The sequence below is a fragment of the Paenibacillus sp. FSL R7-0216 genome (assembly GCF_037969915.1).
Lineage (GTDB): Bacteria > Bacillota > Bacilli > Paenibacillales > Paenibacillaceae > Fontibacillus > Fontibacillus rhizolycopersici.
Genome location: NZ_CP150222.1, coordinates 2512501 through 2528045 on the forward strand (window position 1 = coordinate 2512501; position 15545 = coordinate 2528045).

Annotated in this window: 13 protein-coding genes and 2 rRNA genes (1 of these 15 running past the window's edge); 13 read left to right on the plus strand and 2 right to left on the minus strand. The window is 49.8% G+C overall.

What is annotated here, in order from left to right; genetic code table 11:
• Both MKZ15_RS11285 and rrf read left to right on the plus strand, forming a co-directional pair.
• Window positions 1-2220, plus strand: a 23S ribosomal RNA gene (locus MKZ15_RS11285); it begins 836 nt to the left of the window's first position.
• 211 nt (window positions 2221-2431) lie between these two features.
• Window positions 2432-2548, plus strand: a 5S ribosomal RNA gene (rrf, locus tag MKZ15_RS11290).
• Window positions 2549-2675: 127 nt separating this feature from the next.
• Here rrf and MKZ15_RS11295 read toward each other — a convergent pair.
• Window positions 2676-3497: an arsenite methyltransferase gene (locus MKZ15_RS11295; protein ID WP_155606074.1), complete on the minus strand. Its 822-nt coding sequence runs from the start codon at window positions 3495-3497 to the stop codon at window positions 2676-2678.
• 515 nt (window positions 3498-4012) lie between these two features.
• Here MKZ15_RS11295 and MKZ15_RS11300 point away from each other — a divergent pair.
• The 8 genes from MKZ15_RS11300 to MKZ15_RS11335 all read left to right on the plus strand — a co-directional run bounded on the left by MKZ15_RS11300 (window position 4013) and on the right by MKZ15_RS11335 (window position 11765).
• Entirely contained in the window at window positions 4013-4324 is a 312-nt protein-coding gene (locus MKZ15_RS11300; RefSeq protein ID WP_239484065.1) for a metalloregulator ArsR/SmtB family transcription factor, read from the plus strand.
• 18 nt (window positions 4325-4342) lie between these two features.
• Complete coding sequence (gene arsB, locus MKZ15_RS11305) at window positions 4343-5419, plus strand: ACR3 family arsenite efflux transporter (protein ID WP_339822080.1); 1077 nt, start codon at window positions 4343-4345, stop codon at window positions 5417-5419.
• Between the two features lie 26 nt (window positions 5420-5445).
• Window positions 5446-5871, plus strand: coding sequence for an arsenate reductase (thioredoxin) (arsC, locus tag MKZ15_RS11310; protein ID WP_155606071.1), 426 nt, complete (start codon window positions 5446-5448; stop codon window positions 5869-5871).
• Complete coding sequence (locus tag MKZ15_RS11315; RefSeq protein ID WP_339822083.1) at window positions 5864-6700, plus strand: AraC family transcriptional regulator; 837 nt, start codon at window positions 5864-5866, stop codon at window positions 6698-6700. Before arsC ends, MKZ15_RS11315 begins: the two co-directional genes overlap by 8 nt.
• Window positions 6701-6799: 99 nt before the next feature.
• Window positions 6800-7789: an aldo/keto reductase gene (locus MKZ15_RS11320; protein ID WP_193418573.1), complete on the plus strand. Its 990-nt coding sequence runs from the start codon at window positions 6800-6802 to the stop codon at window positions 7787-7789.
• A 179-nt stretch (window positions 7790-7968) separates the two neighbouring features.
• On the plus strand, window positions 7969-9525 hold the full coding sequence (locus tag MKZ15_RS11325; RefSeq protein WP_193418571.1) for an ABC-F family ATP-binding cassette domain-containing protein: 1557 nt from the start codon (window positions 7969-7971) through the stop codon (window positions 9523-9525).
• A 347-nt stretch (window positions 9526-9872) separates the two neighbouring features.
• On the plus strand, window positions 9873-10592 hold the full coding sequence (locus MKZ15_RS11330; protein WP_155606067.1) for a YebC/PmpR family DNA-binding transcriptional regulator: 720 nt from the start codon (window positions 9873-9875) through the stop codon (window positions 10590-10592).
• Between the two features lie 120 nt (window positions 10593-10712).
• Window positions 10713-11765 carry an FAD-binding protein gene (locus MKZ15_RS11335; RefSeq protein WP_339822089.1) on the plus strand — a complete coding sequence of 351 codons (1053 nt, stop codon included), beginning with the start codon at window positions 10713-10715 and terminating at the stop codon, window positions 11763-11765.
• A gap of 58 nt (window positions 11766-11823) precedes the next feature.
• Here the strand turns inward: MKZ15_RS11335 and MKZ15_RS11340 are convergent, their stop codons facing one another.
• On the minus strand, window positions 11824-12615 hold the full coding sequence (locus tag MKZ15_RS11340; protein WP_244868564.1) for an IclR family transcriptional regulator: 792 nt from the start codon (window positions 12613-12615) through the stop codon (window positions 11824-11826).
• Window positions 12616-12915: 300 nt separating this feature from the next.
• On the opposite strand from MKZ15_RS11340, the gene pxpB reads away from it, so the two are divergent.
• From pxpB to MKZ15_RS11355, 3 genes are read left to right on the plus strand one after another with little or no spacing between them, the layout of a single operon-like run.
• Window positions 12916-13674 carry a 5-oxoprolinase subunit PxpB gene (gene pxpB / locus MKZ15_RS11345; protein ID WP_339822092.1) on the plus strand — a complete coding sequence of 253 codons (759 nt, stop codon included), beginning with the start codon at window positions 12916-12918 and terminating at the stop codon, window positions 13672-13674.
• A complete protein-coding gene (locus MKZ15_RS11350) occupies window positions 13671-14717 on the plus strand; it encodes a biotin-dependent carboxyltransferase family protein (protein WP_339822095.1) in 1047 nt (348 codons plus the stop codon). The genes pxpB and MKZ15_RS11350 overlap by 4 nt, the downstream gene beginning before the upstream one ends.
• A 43-nt stretch (window positions 14718-14760) precedes the next feature.
• A complete protein-coding gene (locus MKZ15_RS11355; RefSeq protein WP_155606062.1) occupies window positions 14761-15537 on the plus strand; it encodes an ABC transporter ATP-binding protein in 777 nt (258 codons plus the stop codon).
• The last annotated feature ends 8 nt before the right edge of the window (window positions 15538-15545 follow it).

Genomic DNA, 15545 nt, shown 5'->3' on the forward strand with positions numbered 1-15545 from the left:
AATCGAACTCGGAGATAGCTGGTTCTCCCCGAAATAGCTTTAGGGCTAGCCTCGGTGGGATAGTCGTGGAGGTAGAGCACTGATTGGGTGCGGGGCCCGCCAAGGGTTACCAAGCTCAGTCAAACTCCGAATGCCACAGACTGATTAACCGGGAGTCAGACAGTGAGTGCTAAGATCCATTGTCAAAAGGGAAACAGCCCAGACCATCAGCTAAGGTCCCCAAGTGTGTGTTAAGTGGGAAAGGATGTGGAGTTGCACAGACAACCAGGATGTTGGCTTAGAAGCAGCCACCATTTAAAGAGTGCGTAATAGCTCACTGGTCGAGTGACTCTGCGCCGAAAATGTAACGGGGCTAAACACACCACCGAAGCTATGGCTTGAATCGACTTCACTGCTTCTTTGAGGCGGTGTTTCACCGGTACATTTATGCCGAAAGCGACTTTTGAAATTGTTCAAAGGTTTCGGCCAAATGCACCAGGGGTTAAACACAGGACTTCGAAGCAGGAGTGAAGTCGATTCAGGGGTAGGGGAGCGTTGTATGTAGGTTGAAGGTGTACCGTAAGGAGCGCTGGACAGCATACAAGTGAGAATGCCGGTATGAGTAACGAAAAGATCAGTGAGAATCTGATCCGCCGAAAGCCTAAGGGTTCCTGAGGAAGGTTCGTCCGCTCAGGGTAAGTCGGGACCTAAGGCGAGGCCGAAAGGCGTAGTCGAAGGACAACAGGTTGAAATTCCTGTACCACCGTAATCCGTTATGAGCGATGGGGTGACGCAGTAGGGTAGTGACGCGAGCTGATGGATGCTCGTCCAAGCAGTGAGGCTGGTGTGTAGGCAAATCCGCACACCGTAAGGCTGGGCTGTGATGGGGAGGGAAAATTATAGTACCGAAGGTCATGATCTCACACTGCCAAGAAAAGCCTCTAGTCAGGAGAAGGTGCCCGTACCGCAAACCGACACAGGTAGGCGAGAAGAGAATTCTAAGGCGCGCGGAAGAACTCTCGTTAAGGAACTCGGCAAAATGACCCCGTAACTTCGGGAGAAGGGGTGCCCCGGTAGAGTGAATAGCTCGAGGGGGCCGCAGTGAAAAGGCCCAAGCGACTGTTTAGCAAAAACACAGGTCTGTGCGAAGCCGCAAGGCGAAGTATACGGGCTGACGCCTGCCCGGTGCTGGAAGGTTAAGGGGAGTGGTTAGGGGTTAAACCCGAAGCTATGAACCGAAGCCCCAGTAAACGGCGGCCGTAACTATAACGGTCCTAAGGTAGCGAAATTCCTTGTCAGGTAAATTCTGACCCGCACGAATGGCGTAACGACTTGGGCGCTGTCTCAACGAGAGATCCGGTGAAATTTTAATACCTGTGAAGATGCAGGTTACCCGCGACAAGACGGAAAGACCCCATGGAGCTTTACTGCAGCTTGATATTGGACTTTGATACGATTTGTACAGGATAGGTGGGAGCCTAGGAAGCCGGAGCGCCAGCTTCGGTGGAGGCGCCGTTGGGATACCACCCTGATCGTATCGGAGTTCTAACCTGGTACCGTGATCCGGTACGGGGACAGTGTCAGGTGGGCAGTTTGACTGGGGCGGTCGCCTCCTAAAGAGTAACGGAGGCGCCCCAAGGTTCCCTCAGAATGGTTGGAAATCATTCGAAGAGTGCAAAGGCAAAAGGGAGCTTGACTGCGAGACTGACAAGTCGAGCAGGGACGAAAGTCGGGCTTAGTGATCCGGTGGTACCGCATGGAAGGGCCATCGCTCAACGGATAAAAGCTACCCTGGGGATAACAGGCTTATCTCCCCCAAGAGTCCACATCGACGGGGAGGTTTGGCACCTCGATGTCGGCTCATCGCATCCTGGGGCTGAAGTAGGTCCCAAGGGTTGGGCTGTTCGCCCATTAAAGCGGTACGCGAGCTGGGTTCAGAACGTCGTGAGACAGTTCGGTCCCTATCTGTCGTGGGCGCAGGAAATTTGAGAGGAGCTGTCCTTAGTACGAGAGGACCGGGATGGACGCACCGCTGGTGCACCAGTTGTTCCGCCAGGAGCATAGCTGGGTAGCTAAGTGCGGACGGGATAAGCGCTGAAAGCATCTAAGCGTGAAGCCCCCCTCAAGATGAGATTTCCCAATTAGTAAGACCCCTTGAAGACGACGAGGTTGATAGGCCTGAGGTGGAAGTGCAGCAATGTATGGAGCTGACAGGTACTAATCGGTCGAGGGCTTATCCAAAAAATACCCCAAAAAGTGAAGCGAGGCTTCGAAGGTAATTCCGATTACTTTTCGGGGACCCCGATAAACCAAGTAAGGGCTAACACGCAAATACGTTTCGTATCCAGTTTTCAGGGAGCAAGCATGGATCTGAAGTGACTCAAGTAGTTACTTCAGTGAAGTAGGCTCACGGCATTTGGCGATGCTGTTTCCTGTTACATATTTTTACCCGTTTGGTGGCGATGGCGGAGGGGTTCCACGCGTACCCATCCCGAACACGACCGTTAAGCCCTCCAGCGCCGATGGTACTTGGACCGAAGGGTCCTGGGAGAGTAGGACGCCGCCAAGCAATCCAAAAAGAGCACTACCGTTCATTCGGTAGTGCTCTTTTTGGATTTGTAAATAAACGCACTGAAGCAATTAAAACGAGGGATATTTACGTAAGAAATATTATGTCAACTTTGACCCCTTCATCCTTAGGCTTTCACCGCTTGAATGACCGCGGAGATGAGATAATCCTCAAGTTTCACCCCAGGCACCCATTTTTTGATGAAGGTTTTTGAATCGTCCTTTGGTTGGATGCTGATGTTGGTGAAGCCGCATTGGACTAGCATCTTCTCCAGTTCCGGGATTGAGGAAGCGCCGGATATACACCCGGCATACAGATCTTCAAGATCATTCTTGATCTCGGGAGGTAGTTCCGCTGTCGTAACGACATCCGAGATGGCGAGACGCCCGCCAGGGAGCAGCACCCGATAGGCTTCCCGGAAGACCTGTTCTTTGTCGGGGGAGAGGTTAATGACGCAGTTGGAGATGATCACATTGACGGTTTGATCGGCAACCGGTAAGTTTTCAATTTCGCCTAACCGGAAGTCCACATTCGCAAACCCGCCTTTAAGCGCGTTTTGGCGGGCACGGCTTACCATTTCCGGTGTCATATCCACACCGATGACCTTTCCCGACTCTCCGACTTGCCGCGAGGCGAGAAAACAATCGAAACCACCGCCGCTCCCCAAATCAAGGACGACCTCTCCCGGAGTTAGTTGAGCGATCGCTTGCGGATTTCCGCAACCAAGACCTAAATTGGCGCCATCGGGTACGGCGTTTAATTCCTCGCCGGAATAACCCAAACTGGCCGAGATATCTTTGAAATCGGTAGGGGTACTACAACAACCGGCGGTATTCGGAGAACAGCAGCTCGATTCAGTGGTGCTGGGCTCGGATACTTGCTGAACCGCAACTTGCCGATAACGCTGGCGGACGTTTTGACGGATTTCGTCATGGGTTAATTTGGTCATTGTTATTCCTCCTTAGGTTAACTAGCAGCAAACGGTACAGCAAGAATCGCTTCTTACCTGACGAATACGAAACGACTCGGAAATTCGAGTGAGCCAGCGTTTTTTCGGTGGTTTTGGTACAATCCACATCCAGGCTTCACGATTAATTTTTTGGAGCTCTGACGCTTGTAATTTCATTAACACTTCAGCGGTATACACTTCACTCAACACGGTCATCCCTCACTTCTAATTTGATATTTGCAAGTAAAAGTTTACATGACTATCCGTATGGATGGGGAGGTTGATCAAACAATAACGACATTCACACCTTTGTTAAGACATTGTCGCTTTGTTTATCCAATTCCTGCCTTGTTATAGTTATACTCCGTTAACTTGCAAAATGCAAATAAAATTTTGTGATACTTAACAAATAAGCAATTGATTATATAATTATATTCGATTAAGATTGAATAAGGATCATTAACATGAATAAGAGGAGGTGCATTCTAGTGGATGCGGATCAAACGATCGATGATATGGCTGAGACATTTAAGTTGCTTGGCGATAAAACTAGACTAACGATAATGGCATTTCTGAAAGAACGTGAGCTTTGCGTCTGTAATATAGTTGATTTAATTCAAATGTCGCAGCCCAGCGTCAGCCAACATTTGCGAAAAATGAAGGCAGGAGGATTGGTCACGGAAGTTCGCCGCGGAAAGTGGACCTACTACTCCCTAAGATTAACGGAGAAGCCGTACGTCGAAGAACTGCTTAAGCACCTGCCATCCCAGGCATCGAAGGTGAAGCAGTTATTGGATTGTGAATCGGCATCCTCTTGCGATGATTAGTTTACCAATGATACAAGGATGGTGAGAAGTTTGTCAGGCAAACAAACACGAAGATTATCTTTTCTTGATCGATACTTGACGATATGGATTTTTGCTTCAATGGCCATGGGGCTTCTACTTGGAAGGTTTGTACCGAGTTTTTCTGAGTATCTTTCTCGCTTGCAAGTGGGAACAACCTCGATCCCGATCGCCATCGGGCTGATCGTCATGATGTATCCTCCATTGGCTAAGGTGAAATACGAGAAATTGGGCCGCGTCTTTAAGGATGGGAAGGTATTACTCCTTTCCTTACTGCAAAACTGGGTTATCGGACCAATCCTGATGTTCCTCTTGGCGATTCTGCTGCTTAGTGACATGCCAGAGTATATGGTGGGCTTAATCATGATTGGCCTGGCTAGATGTATCGCGATGGTACTAGTATGGAGCGATTTAGCTAAAGGTGACCCGGAATATACCGCTGGATTGGTCGCGTTTAACTCGATTTTTCAAATTTTGTTTTACTCGGTATTCTCTTACGTATTTATCACGGTTCTCCCCGAATGGTTTGGTATTCAAGGCGCCCGAGTGGATGTGTCAATGGGAGAGATTGCTCGCAGCGTATTGATTTATCTAGGAATTCCGTTTGCGGCCGGGCTGTTGTCTCGGGTTATAGGGATTCGCTGGAAAGGAAAGGAGAAATATGAACAGGAGTTTGTGCCCAGAATCAGCCCGTTAGCCCTCATTGCCTTATTATTCACGATTGTGCTGATGTTCTCATTGAAGGCCGATCTGATGATGAAACTGCCTTTAGACGTGGTTCGCATTGCCATCCCAATGATCATTTATTTCGTGGTCATGTTCCTTTTGTCGTTCTTTCTGTCCAAAAAAGCGGGTACGACTTACCCCGTTGCCACTTCGTTGTCTTTCACGGCGGCGAGCAACAATTTCGAACTAGCCATTGCCGTGGCCATCGGCGTTTTCGGTATTGATTCCGGTGTTGCATTTGCAGCGGTCATCGGGCCGCTTGTGGAAGTGCCTGTATTGATAGCGCTAGTGAATGTTGCTTTGCGTTTCAAACGGAAGTATTTCGATTCGTTCTCGGCTAAACCTAATTAAGATGCTAAAGGAGATGTTCTGATCCAATGGAGAAAAAAACGATTTATTTCTTGTGTACCGGTAATTCCTGTCGAAGTCAAATGGCCGAAGGTTGGGCGAAGAATTATTTACCGGAAGGTTGGGAGGTTTATAGCGCCGGGATCGAGGCGCATGGTTTGAATCCGAATGCGGTTAAGGCTATGACCGAGGTTGGAATTGATATCTCGGAGCAAACTTCGGATCTAATAGATATGGAACGCTTGAACCATGCGGATATGGTCGTCACGCTGTGTGGAGACGCTGCGGACCGCTGTCCGATGACACCGCCTCAGGTTCGCCGCGAGCACTGGGGATTTGACGATCCGGCAAAAGCCACGGGAACAGATGAAGAGAAGTGGGCGGTATTCCAGCGCGTCCGTGATCAAATTGGCGAGCGGATTCAGCGTTTTGCAGCTGAAGAAGCGAATGAATAGGATATTTCATTATAATCCAGACCGGCCGTTTCGCGAATCGCCGGATTTATATTTGTGTTATTGGGGAAAAGAAAAGTGCGCTCCACTTCATTCCTTTGGTCCAGGTGTCCGTGACATCTATAAAATCCACTTTATCCATTCGGGACGGGGGATTGTAAAGGTTGAGGGTGAAACCTACGAGTTGACCGGAGGACAGGCGTTTATCGCGTATCCCGAGCGGGTTATATTCTATCAAGCCGATGAAAGTGACCCCTGGACGTATTCCTGGATCGGCTTCCGTGGAGATCAAGTGACGGAAGTTTTAGACCGAACCCGGTTAAGTCCGGCATTCCCCGTGTTTCCAATGGACACACGATTGATGCCTCAATTATACGATTTGCTGGGGGATGCGGAGGATACAGCCGCCACCCGCGATTTACGCCTTCAAGCGTTGCTGCACGAATTTTTAACGTTGTTAGTGGAGCTTGTCCCTGCATCCGGAAGTTCTAACGCTGCAAGCACACAAGCAAAAGATGCGTATATCCATCACTGCCTTGATTTCCTGCATAGTCATTATAGCGAAGAGATTACCGTTGGCCAGTTAGCCGCGATCGTAGGGCTAGACCGGAAATATTTATCGTCACTGTTTAAGCAGGTTACAGGAATGCCGCCGCAGCAATATCTGTTGAATTACCGGATGGAGAAGGCCTGCTTTTTGCTGGAGAAGGCCCACTATTCAATCGCCGAAGTTGCGCGCTCGGTCGGATATCAAGATGCTTTGCTATTCTCCAAAATGTTCAAGAAAAAGAGGGGTGTCTCACCTACCGATTATCGTGGGAAATCCCAATAATCAGACATTATGCCATAGGAATCATCCGTGTTGATATAGGTGTGCCGCTCCCGGTGTATTATATTGAACATATAAAACACTAAAGGAGGACAAACATTCATGTATCAAGCAGCTGACAACAGATACGAAACGATGACATATAACCGTTCGGGACGGAGCGGATTGAAGTTACCAGCCGTCTCACTCGGCCTATGGCATAATTTCGGCGGGATCGATGTGCTCGAGAATGGGCGTGCCATGCTGCACCGAGCATTCGATTTAGGGATCACGCATTTCGATCTCGCCAACAATTATGGACCGCCGGCAGGCTCTGCCGAGGAAACGTTTGGACGGGTGCTTCGCGAGGATCTTCGTCCCTATCGCGACGAGATGATCATTTCTACCAAAGCGGGTTATTACATGTGGCCAGGACCCTATGGAGAATGGGGTTCGAAAAAATATCTGGTCTCAAGCCTGGATCAAAGCTTGAAGCGGATGGGACTGGAATATGTTGATATTTTCTACCATCATCGTCCGGATCCAAACACGCCGCTGGAAGAAACGATGGCCGCACTCGACCTCATCGTACGCCAAGGGAAAGCGCTATATGTGGGACTGTCCAACTATCGTCCGGAAGAGACGCGGGAGGCGTCACGGATCCTGAAACAATTGGGTACACCAGCCGTCATCCATCAGCCAAACTATTCGATGATGAACCGCTGGATTGAGGAGGGGCTGCAGGATGTACTGGAGGAAGAAGGCATCGGCTCGATCGTGTTCTCCCCACTCGAGAAAGGTATTTTGACCGACCGTTATTTGAACGGAATTGCACCGGACTCCCGTGCTGCCGGACCTAGTGTATTCCTTCGTCCGGAGGACTTGAATGAGGAACGGATCACGAAAATCAAGCAGTTGAATGAATTGGCAGCCACAAGAGGACAGAAGCTATCGCAGATGGCCTTGAGTTGGGTGTTGCGTGGAGGTAGAGTGACCTCCGCACTGATTGGCGCCAGCAAGGTGAGCCAAATCGAAGATGCGGTTGGCGCTTTGACCAATCCGACGTTTACGTCGGAGGAGCTTCGTCGAATTGACGAGATTTTAGGGTTTTAAGAAATTTCAGCACACAAGCGTCGCCCGAAGAAGATTCGGGACGGCGCTTTTTTTCTACTAAATTTCCCCGCCGTATTGAGCTTTGCCCCGATTAACCAGTATAATATGTCGAGTGTACCCTTTTTGCTTAAATCGAGAGTTACCAACCATATTTCCTATAGAAAAGGTGTTAAAATTCAATGAGTATTTTAAACGTAGAACGGTTAAGTCACGGTTTTGGGGATCGGGCCATCTTTAATGACGTGTCCTTCCGCCTGTTGAAAGGTGAGCATATCGGACTAGTCGGAGCCAATGGCGAGGGCAAATCGACGTTCATGAACATTATTACGGGGAAGCTGCAGCCAGACGAAGGCAAAGTCGAATGGGCTAGACGCACGCGTGTCGGTTATCTGGACCAACATGCGGTGTTGGAGAAAGGGATGACAATCCGCGACGTGCTGCGCGGAGCCTTCCAATACCTGTTTGACTTGGAACAGGAAATGAACGATATGTATGGCAAAATGGGCGAGGTGTCGCCGGAAGAACTGGAGCAGTTGCTCGAAGACGTGGGCACGATACAGGATACGCTCACGAATCAGGACTTTTACCTGATCGATGCGAAGATCGATGAAACGGCCCGTGGCTTGGGATTAACCGATATCGGGCTCGATAAGGATGTCAATGACCTCAGCGGGGGGCAGCGGACCAAAGTGCTGCTGGCCAAGCTTCTGCTTGAGAAGCCTGACATTCTGTTGCTTGACGAGCCAACCAACTATTTGGATGAACAACATATCGAATGGTTAAAGCGATATTTACAGGAATATGAGAACGCATTTATCCTGATTTCGCACGACATCCCGTTCCTGAATAGCGTCATTAACTTGATTTACCATATGGAAAATCAAGAGCTGAACCGCTACGTTGGCGACTATGATAATTTTCTGCAGGTGTACGAGGCGAAAAAGCTACAGTTGGAGTCCGCCTACAAACGCCAGCAGCAAGAGATCGCTGACCTTAAGGACTTTGTGGCGCGCAACAAAGCCAGCGTGGCGACACGCAACATGGCGATGTCGCGGCAGAAGAAGCTCGACAAGATGGATATCATCGAGCTGGCAAAGGAGAAGCCGAAACCACAATTTAACTTCAAAGATGCCCGGACATCCGGCAAGCTGATCTTTGAGACAACGGATCTGGTGATCGGGTACGATTCACCGTTATCGAGACCGCTCAATCTGCGGATGGAACGCGGGCAAAAAATCGCCCTTGTCGGTGCAAACGGGATCGGTAAAACGACGCTCCTGCGCAGCATCCTGGGTCAAATCCCGGCGATCTCCGGCTCGGCACGCCTCGGCGATTTACTGGAGATCGGCTACTTCGAGCAGGAAATGAAGGAAGCTAACTACAATACGTGTATTGAGGAGATCTGGAACGAGTTCCCTTCATATACGCAGTTTGAGGTACGTGCCGCCCTAGCCAAATGCGGTCTGACAACCAAACATATCGAGAGCAAGGTTGCCGTGCTGAGTGGCGGCGAGAAAGCAAAAGTTCGGTTATGCAAACTGATTAACCGGGAAACCAATCTGCTGGTGCTCGACGAACCTACGAACCATTTGGACGTTGATGCAAAGGATGAGCTGAAACGTGCCCTGCAAGCCTACAAGGGCAGTATTCTGTTGATTTCTCACGAACCGGAATTCTATCGCGATGTCGTCACAGAGACGTGGAACTGCGAATCGTGGACTACGAAAATGCTGTAGGAGATTTTGAATATGGATGCAAACTAGTAATAAAAATGTCCTGTGTTAATTCATAGGGCATTTTTGTTGTGGGCGGCCGATCTAATTTAGCTTTATGGCCTCTTTGCATGATTATCCCGTTTAATCAGGAGCAGACAGAGCAATACTTCCACATTTGAACAAAGGTATATCTATTCCCAAATCAAGAAGATGAATACTAGATTTGATTTTCACTACATGCTGAGTGAACGGGATAAGAGTGAAAAGGCGCTCAAAGGGTAACTGGGAAAGGGACTCTGTCATTCATTGCCGCGAAATCAGTTGTTGGTTATAATAGTTAGGTAGATTATTAAGAAAGTGGGAACAGTATGGGCCGCAAATGGAACAATATTAAAGAGAAGAAAGCTTCGAAAGACGCCAATACCAGCCGGATCTACGCGAAATTCGGCGTCGAAATTTATGTTGCCGCCAAGAAAGGCGAACCGGATCCGGAATCGAACCGCGCTTTGAAGGTCGTTCTGGAACGGGCAAAAACGTACAATGTACCTAAGGCGATCATTGACCGCGCCCTCGATAAGGCCAAGGGCAGTTCGGACGAAGTATACCAGGAGTTGCGTTACGAAGGCTTTGGGCCTAACGGCTCCATGGTGATTGTAGATACATTGACGAATAACGTGAACCGTACCGCACCGGAAGTACGTTCCGCTTTCAACAAGAATGGCGGGAACATGGGCGTAAGCGGATCGGTTTCTTATATGTTTGACGCGACAGCGGTCATCGGGATGGAAGGCAAGACCATCGATGAAGTGTTTGAAATCCTGATGGAAGCCGATCTCGAGGTGCGTGATATCGTCGAGGAGGACGAGGCGGTCATCGTCTATGCCGAGCCGGATCAATTCCATTCCGTTCAGGAAGCGCTCAAAAACGCCGGAATCACGGAGTTTACGGTTGCGGAATTGACCATGCTGGCGCAAAACTACGTTACTTTACCGGCGGATGCCGAAGCGCAATTTGAGAAACTGATTGATGCGCTGGAGGACTTAGAAGACGTGCAGCAAGTGTATCATAACGTGGAATTTGCTGAGTAATCCCTCTGTTGAGGCGATTTGGAAACGGGCTGATAAGAAGAACTCTTCTATCAGCCCTTTTTTGCGCTCAACAACATAATATACATTGAAGGATAGGAAGTAGTTAGGAAGGGGCTTATTATGACAAGCTGGAATTTAACCGGACTGCGGACGGAGCAAGCCTTGTCCCGTTACTCGACCTATGAAATCGGGGGAGAGGCCCGCTTTGTTGGAACGCCTCGATCGCAAGAACAATTACGGGAGCTGCTGGAGCAGGCGTATCGCCGCGGTATAGAGCCGACTTTTTTTGGCGGGGGTTCAAATATGCTGTTTCCCGATCGGCCTGACCCCGATGCTTTATTTCTAACGACTCGGGAGATGGTAGATTTCAAGCTCGAGGGGGACCGATTGGTTGTTTCGTCGGGAATGCCGATGTCGATGTTGGCCGTGATTGGATATGGACTGGGGATTTCCGATTTTGATTTTGCCTTTTTGCTGCCGGGAACGGTTGGCGGCGGAGTTTACATGAATGCCAAGTACTTTGACCGCCATATCAGCGATACGTTGGTCAACGTTCATTATGTTGACTTACAGAGGCCGAGCGGGATCCAAACCCTAGGGCGGGAAGCCTGCGGATTTGGGTATAAACAATCCGTATTTCAAGACAACTCCAGCAACTGGTTGATCGTCGGAGCGGAGTTTAAGTTGAGCTCGACTAGCCGAGAAGCCGTGTCGTTGTTGGCGTTACCGGAATGGATTGCTCTTCGGGAAGGGAAGCTGCCACCCACTCGGTTACCTGAATTTGCTTCGCACTTCATCGGTTGGTTGGAAGATAAAGAAGGGGAAAAGGGAGAAGACTCGGCATTAGCCCCGTTGCGAAAGGTCGTACAGGATCGTGTAGGGAAAATGCATTTTACTTATCCTTCCTGCGGGTCGGTGTTCAAAAACGATTATACCGTTGGCGAGCCGATCGGCAAACTGGCAGACCGACTTCATTTGAGAGGTGTTCAACGGGGCAATGCCCGAATTTCGCCCGTTCACGGCAATGTGATTCAAAATATAGGAGGGGCGAAAGCAGCGGACGTGATCGAGTTAATTCATCACGTACAGGATGCCTTTGATCGACATTATGGTTTTGTTCCTGAGCCGGAAGTTGTCGTCATCGAAGGGAAGTCTTCTTCGTACCGGCGTTAAAACTTCAAAGCCCGTCTCCGGCAGTTGCCGGGACGGGCTTGTTTAAGCTTATTGGGATTTATAAGGTTACCGCTACCGGGATTTGATTAGTATAACCTAATCTCCGGGAGATTTCGTTGGCTGCTTGCTGCACGTCCTTCACGAGCTCGGCGATGCGCCCTTCCTCGAACTGAACCTCTAACCCGGCAGCGCTGAGTGCTGCAATGATTTGCCCGGTATGATCGAAGATCGGTGCACTTAACTCGGCAGTGTAGTTCTCCAATTCGGACCGACTGAAGCAGTAACCATCCTGCCGAGAACGTTCCAGGATCTTGCGCAGCTTGGTTTTGTCAGTGATCGTGCCGGTGGCGATGAGTTGCAACTCGGTGGCATCCAGGTACTCCTCGCGCTCTGCCTCAGGCATAAAAGCTAAAATAATACGTGATGACGCTCCGGCGTATAGTGGGGCTTTTCGGCCGATTTTGGTAAACAGTCGCACGGGGTGATCCGTATCCAGTTTTTCAATATAAATACATTCGTCGCCGTCGCGCAGCACCAAATGGATGGCCTCCTGGATCTCGTCCCGTAACTGCTGCATGACCGGCAATGCGACATGTCGGATGTCCAAACGTTCCGCGACCAGATTGCCGTATTGAAGAAAGAGTAATCCTAGGGAGTAAGAGCCTTCCGTATCTTTTTTTAAGAACCCCATCTCTTCCAAGGAGCCGATCATACGTAGAACCGAGGTTTTAGGAATTCCCGATAACTTGGCCATCTCGCTGATATTCAGCTTAGGATAGGTCAGGAATAATTGGAGTAGATCCATTGACCTGACCACGGTTTTGTTCTTGTGTTTATTGGTGGTTTGCACGTTATGCCTCCTGCATGGCCTCTAGTTCATTCTGTATTAGTATACAACGAATGGAAGAAAGTTGAAAACCAGCAAACGGTTACGGAAATTTATGCTTGATTTTTGTCTAATTCCTACTATAATGATCGTATATATGGGCATTCGAAATTCGGTAACTGCGTTCCGAAATACGGAACCTCAACGAAAATCGATTCAATTTTTAAATGAAAAAATCTTGATTTTTATGGAATTCTACCTAACAATGATTTTAAGTAAAAGTTTCGCAATTCGGGATTTAAAGTCCGAAATTCGGATGGGAGGATGAACATGACTTACTCGCAGTCACCCGCAGAAATTCCCATCACTCCACTCGGAGATTCGGCGTTGATCGTGAAGTTCGGTGATTCGATTCTTAAAGACACTCATCTCAAGGTCAGACAGTTGGCAGAACATCTGGATCAGCATCCTTTTTCTTGGATGGTCGAGGTGGTTCCGACATTTACGTCGGTGACGATTTACTATGACGTGATGAAGTTGCTTGCAGAAACCGTGGAACAAGAGGATCACGTTCGTATCGTGAATCCGTTCCAGCTGGCCGCGGCGAGCGTGTCTGAGTTGCTTCTCACACTGCGTGACGTTAATGCATCACCAGCCAGAATCGTTGAAATTCCCGTCTGTTATGGCGGGGACTTCGGGCCGGATTTAGAAACGGTTGCCTCCAGCAACGGACTCACGCCTCAAGAGGTGGTCGAGATTCATCGTTCAGCGGACTATCTGGTTTATATGCTTGGGTTTGCTCCCGGTTTTGCTTACTTAGGAGGGATGTCCGAGCGGATCGCAACCCCGCGGCGGGAAACGCCCCGCTTGTCTATTCCGGCCGGAACCGTCGGAATTGCCGGAGATCAGACCGGCGTTTATCCGATTGATACCCCGGGAGGCTGGCAGTTAATCGGCAAAACTCCGATCGAGTTATTCAAGCCGCAGCAAATGCCGCCAACCTTACTGCAAGCTGGAGATATTGTCCGCTTCTATCCGATCAGCCGTGAACAATTTGAGGCATGGGAGGAGAAAGTGCGATGAGCCTCTTGATCGAAAAACCCGGCTTGTTAACCACGGTTCAGGATCTAGGAAGGTTTGGCGTCCAGAAATTCGGCGTGATTGTGAGTGGAGCAATGGATGCCTTCGCATTACGTATTGCGAATTTGTTGGTCGGCAATGAGGAAGGGGAGGCCGGACTTGAAATCACGTTGCTGGGTCCGGTGATCCGTTTCGAGCAAACGGCACTGATCTCGCTCTGCGGCGGCGATCTGTCGCCCAAGTTGAATGGGGTGCCTATTCCGTTGTGGAGAACGGTGCTGGTGCCTAAGGGCAGCTCGCTGACATTTGGTCCGATGAAACTTGGCTGCCGCGCTTACCTGGCAGTAGGAGGTGGGATCGATGTTCCGGCTCGTATGAACAGCCGTTCTACTTATCTAAGGGCGGGCATCGGAGGTTATGAGGGTCGCGCACTTACTGCAGGCGATCGGTTGACGTTGGGGGAAATGACTTTGCGCGGCTCCCATTTGTTTGGCTCACTCGCCAGGGAGGCGAGCAACGAAACCGGCGCCGTTAGCCGTTGGGCCGTATTTCCGGAGATGCTTCCCAAATATGCGGCGAATCCCATCGTACAGCTGATTCCTGGGGAGGAATACGAGTTGTTTCAAGAACAAAGCCACCACGATTTATGGCATGAGGAATTTGCGGTTTTACCGCAGTCCGACCGGATGGGTTACCGTTTCAAAGGCCGAGCATTGCAGTTGAATCATTCGAAAGAGATGATTTCCTCGGCAGTGACGATGGGAACTGTGCAGGTACCCCCTGATGGGAACCCGATCATTTTGATGGCTGATCGCCAAACAACCGGAGGATATCCTAAAATTGCGCAAGTCGCAAGCGTGGATTTACCGCTGTTAGCCCAAACCAACTTAGGTGCACGGGTTCGATTTCGGGAGGTCACCCTGCAAGAAGCGCAACGGCAATTGATTAACCGGGAAAACGCGATTCAAACGCTGCGGAAAGGTCTGGATCAGTTGGAGACTTCCGTACGCAAATTCGGATCGGGCGACTTGGACTGGCATGCATAAACAGACAGCAGGATTGGAAAATTCAGTATGGAGGAAGTTAACTATGGAGAACAAAAGCCATCCAAAACTCGAGATTCGGGATTTGCGTGTGGAATATGAGTCCAAGGGTCAGCGCACCGTCGCTTTGGAGGATGTCCAGCTCAAGGTGGAGGACGGCGAATTCGTGTCCGTTGTTGGCCCAAGCGGTTGCGGCAAATCGACCTTGCTGAAGGTTGTTTCCGGGCTGCTCAAGCCGGCCGCCGGGAGTGCTTATCTGGATGGTCAGGCAATCCAAGGCGTGCCGAGCCAAGTCGGAATGGTATTTCAAAACGATGCGCTGCTCCCATGGAAAAGCGTTATCGACAATGTCCGCCTCCCGCTGGAGATCAAGGCACTTTCCAAAGACGAGCAATTATCCGAAGCCAATCGGCTGCTGAAAATGGTCGGACTCGAAGGTTTCGGCGCTTACCATCCGAAAGAATTGTCCGGCGGGATGCGCAAGCGGGTCGCATTGGCGCGAACCTTCGCTTACGACCCTGAGATTTATTTAATGGACGAGCCATTTGGACCGCTGGATGCCCAGACCCGGGTGAAGATCGGGGAAGAGTTTTTGCAATTGTGGGAAAATGTCGGGAAAAGCGTGCTGTTCATCACTCACGATATCGAAGAGGCGATTGCGCTTTCCGACCGGGTCATCGTGATGACCTCCCGGCCGGGACGGATCAAAGCAGAGTTTAAAGTGAATCTGGAGCGGCCGCGTCCTTTTTACGACATCCGCTTCGATCCTCAGTTTAAGGAGCTGCAGAAAGAGATTTGGGCCCAAATGTCAGACGGGGAATAGAGAGAGGA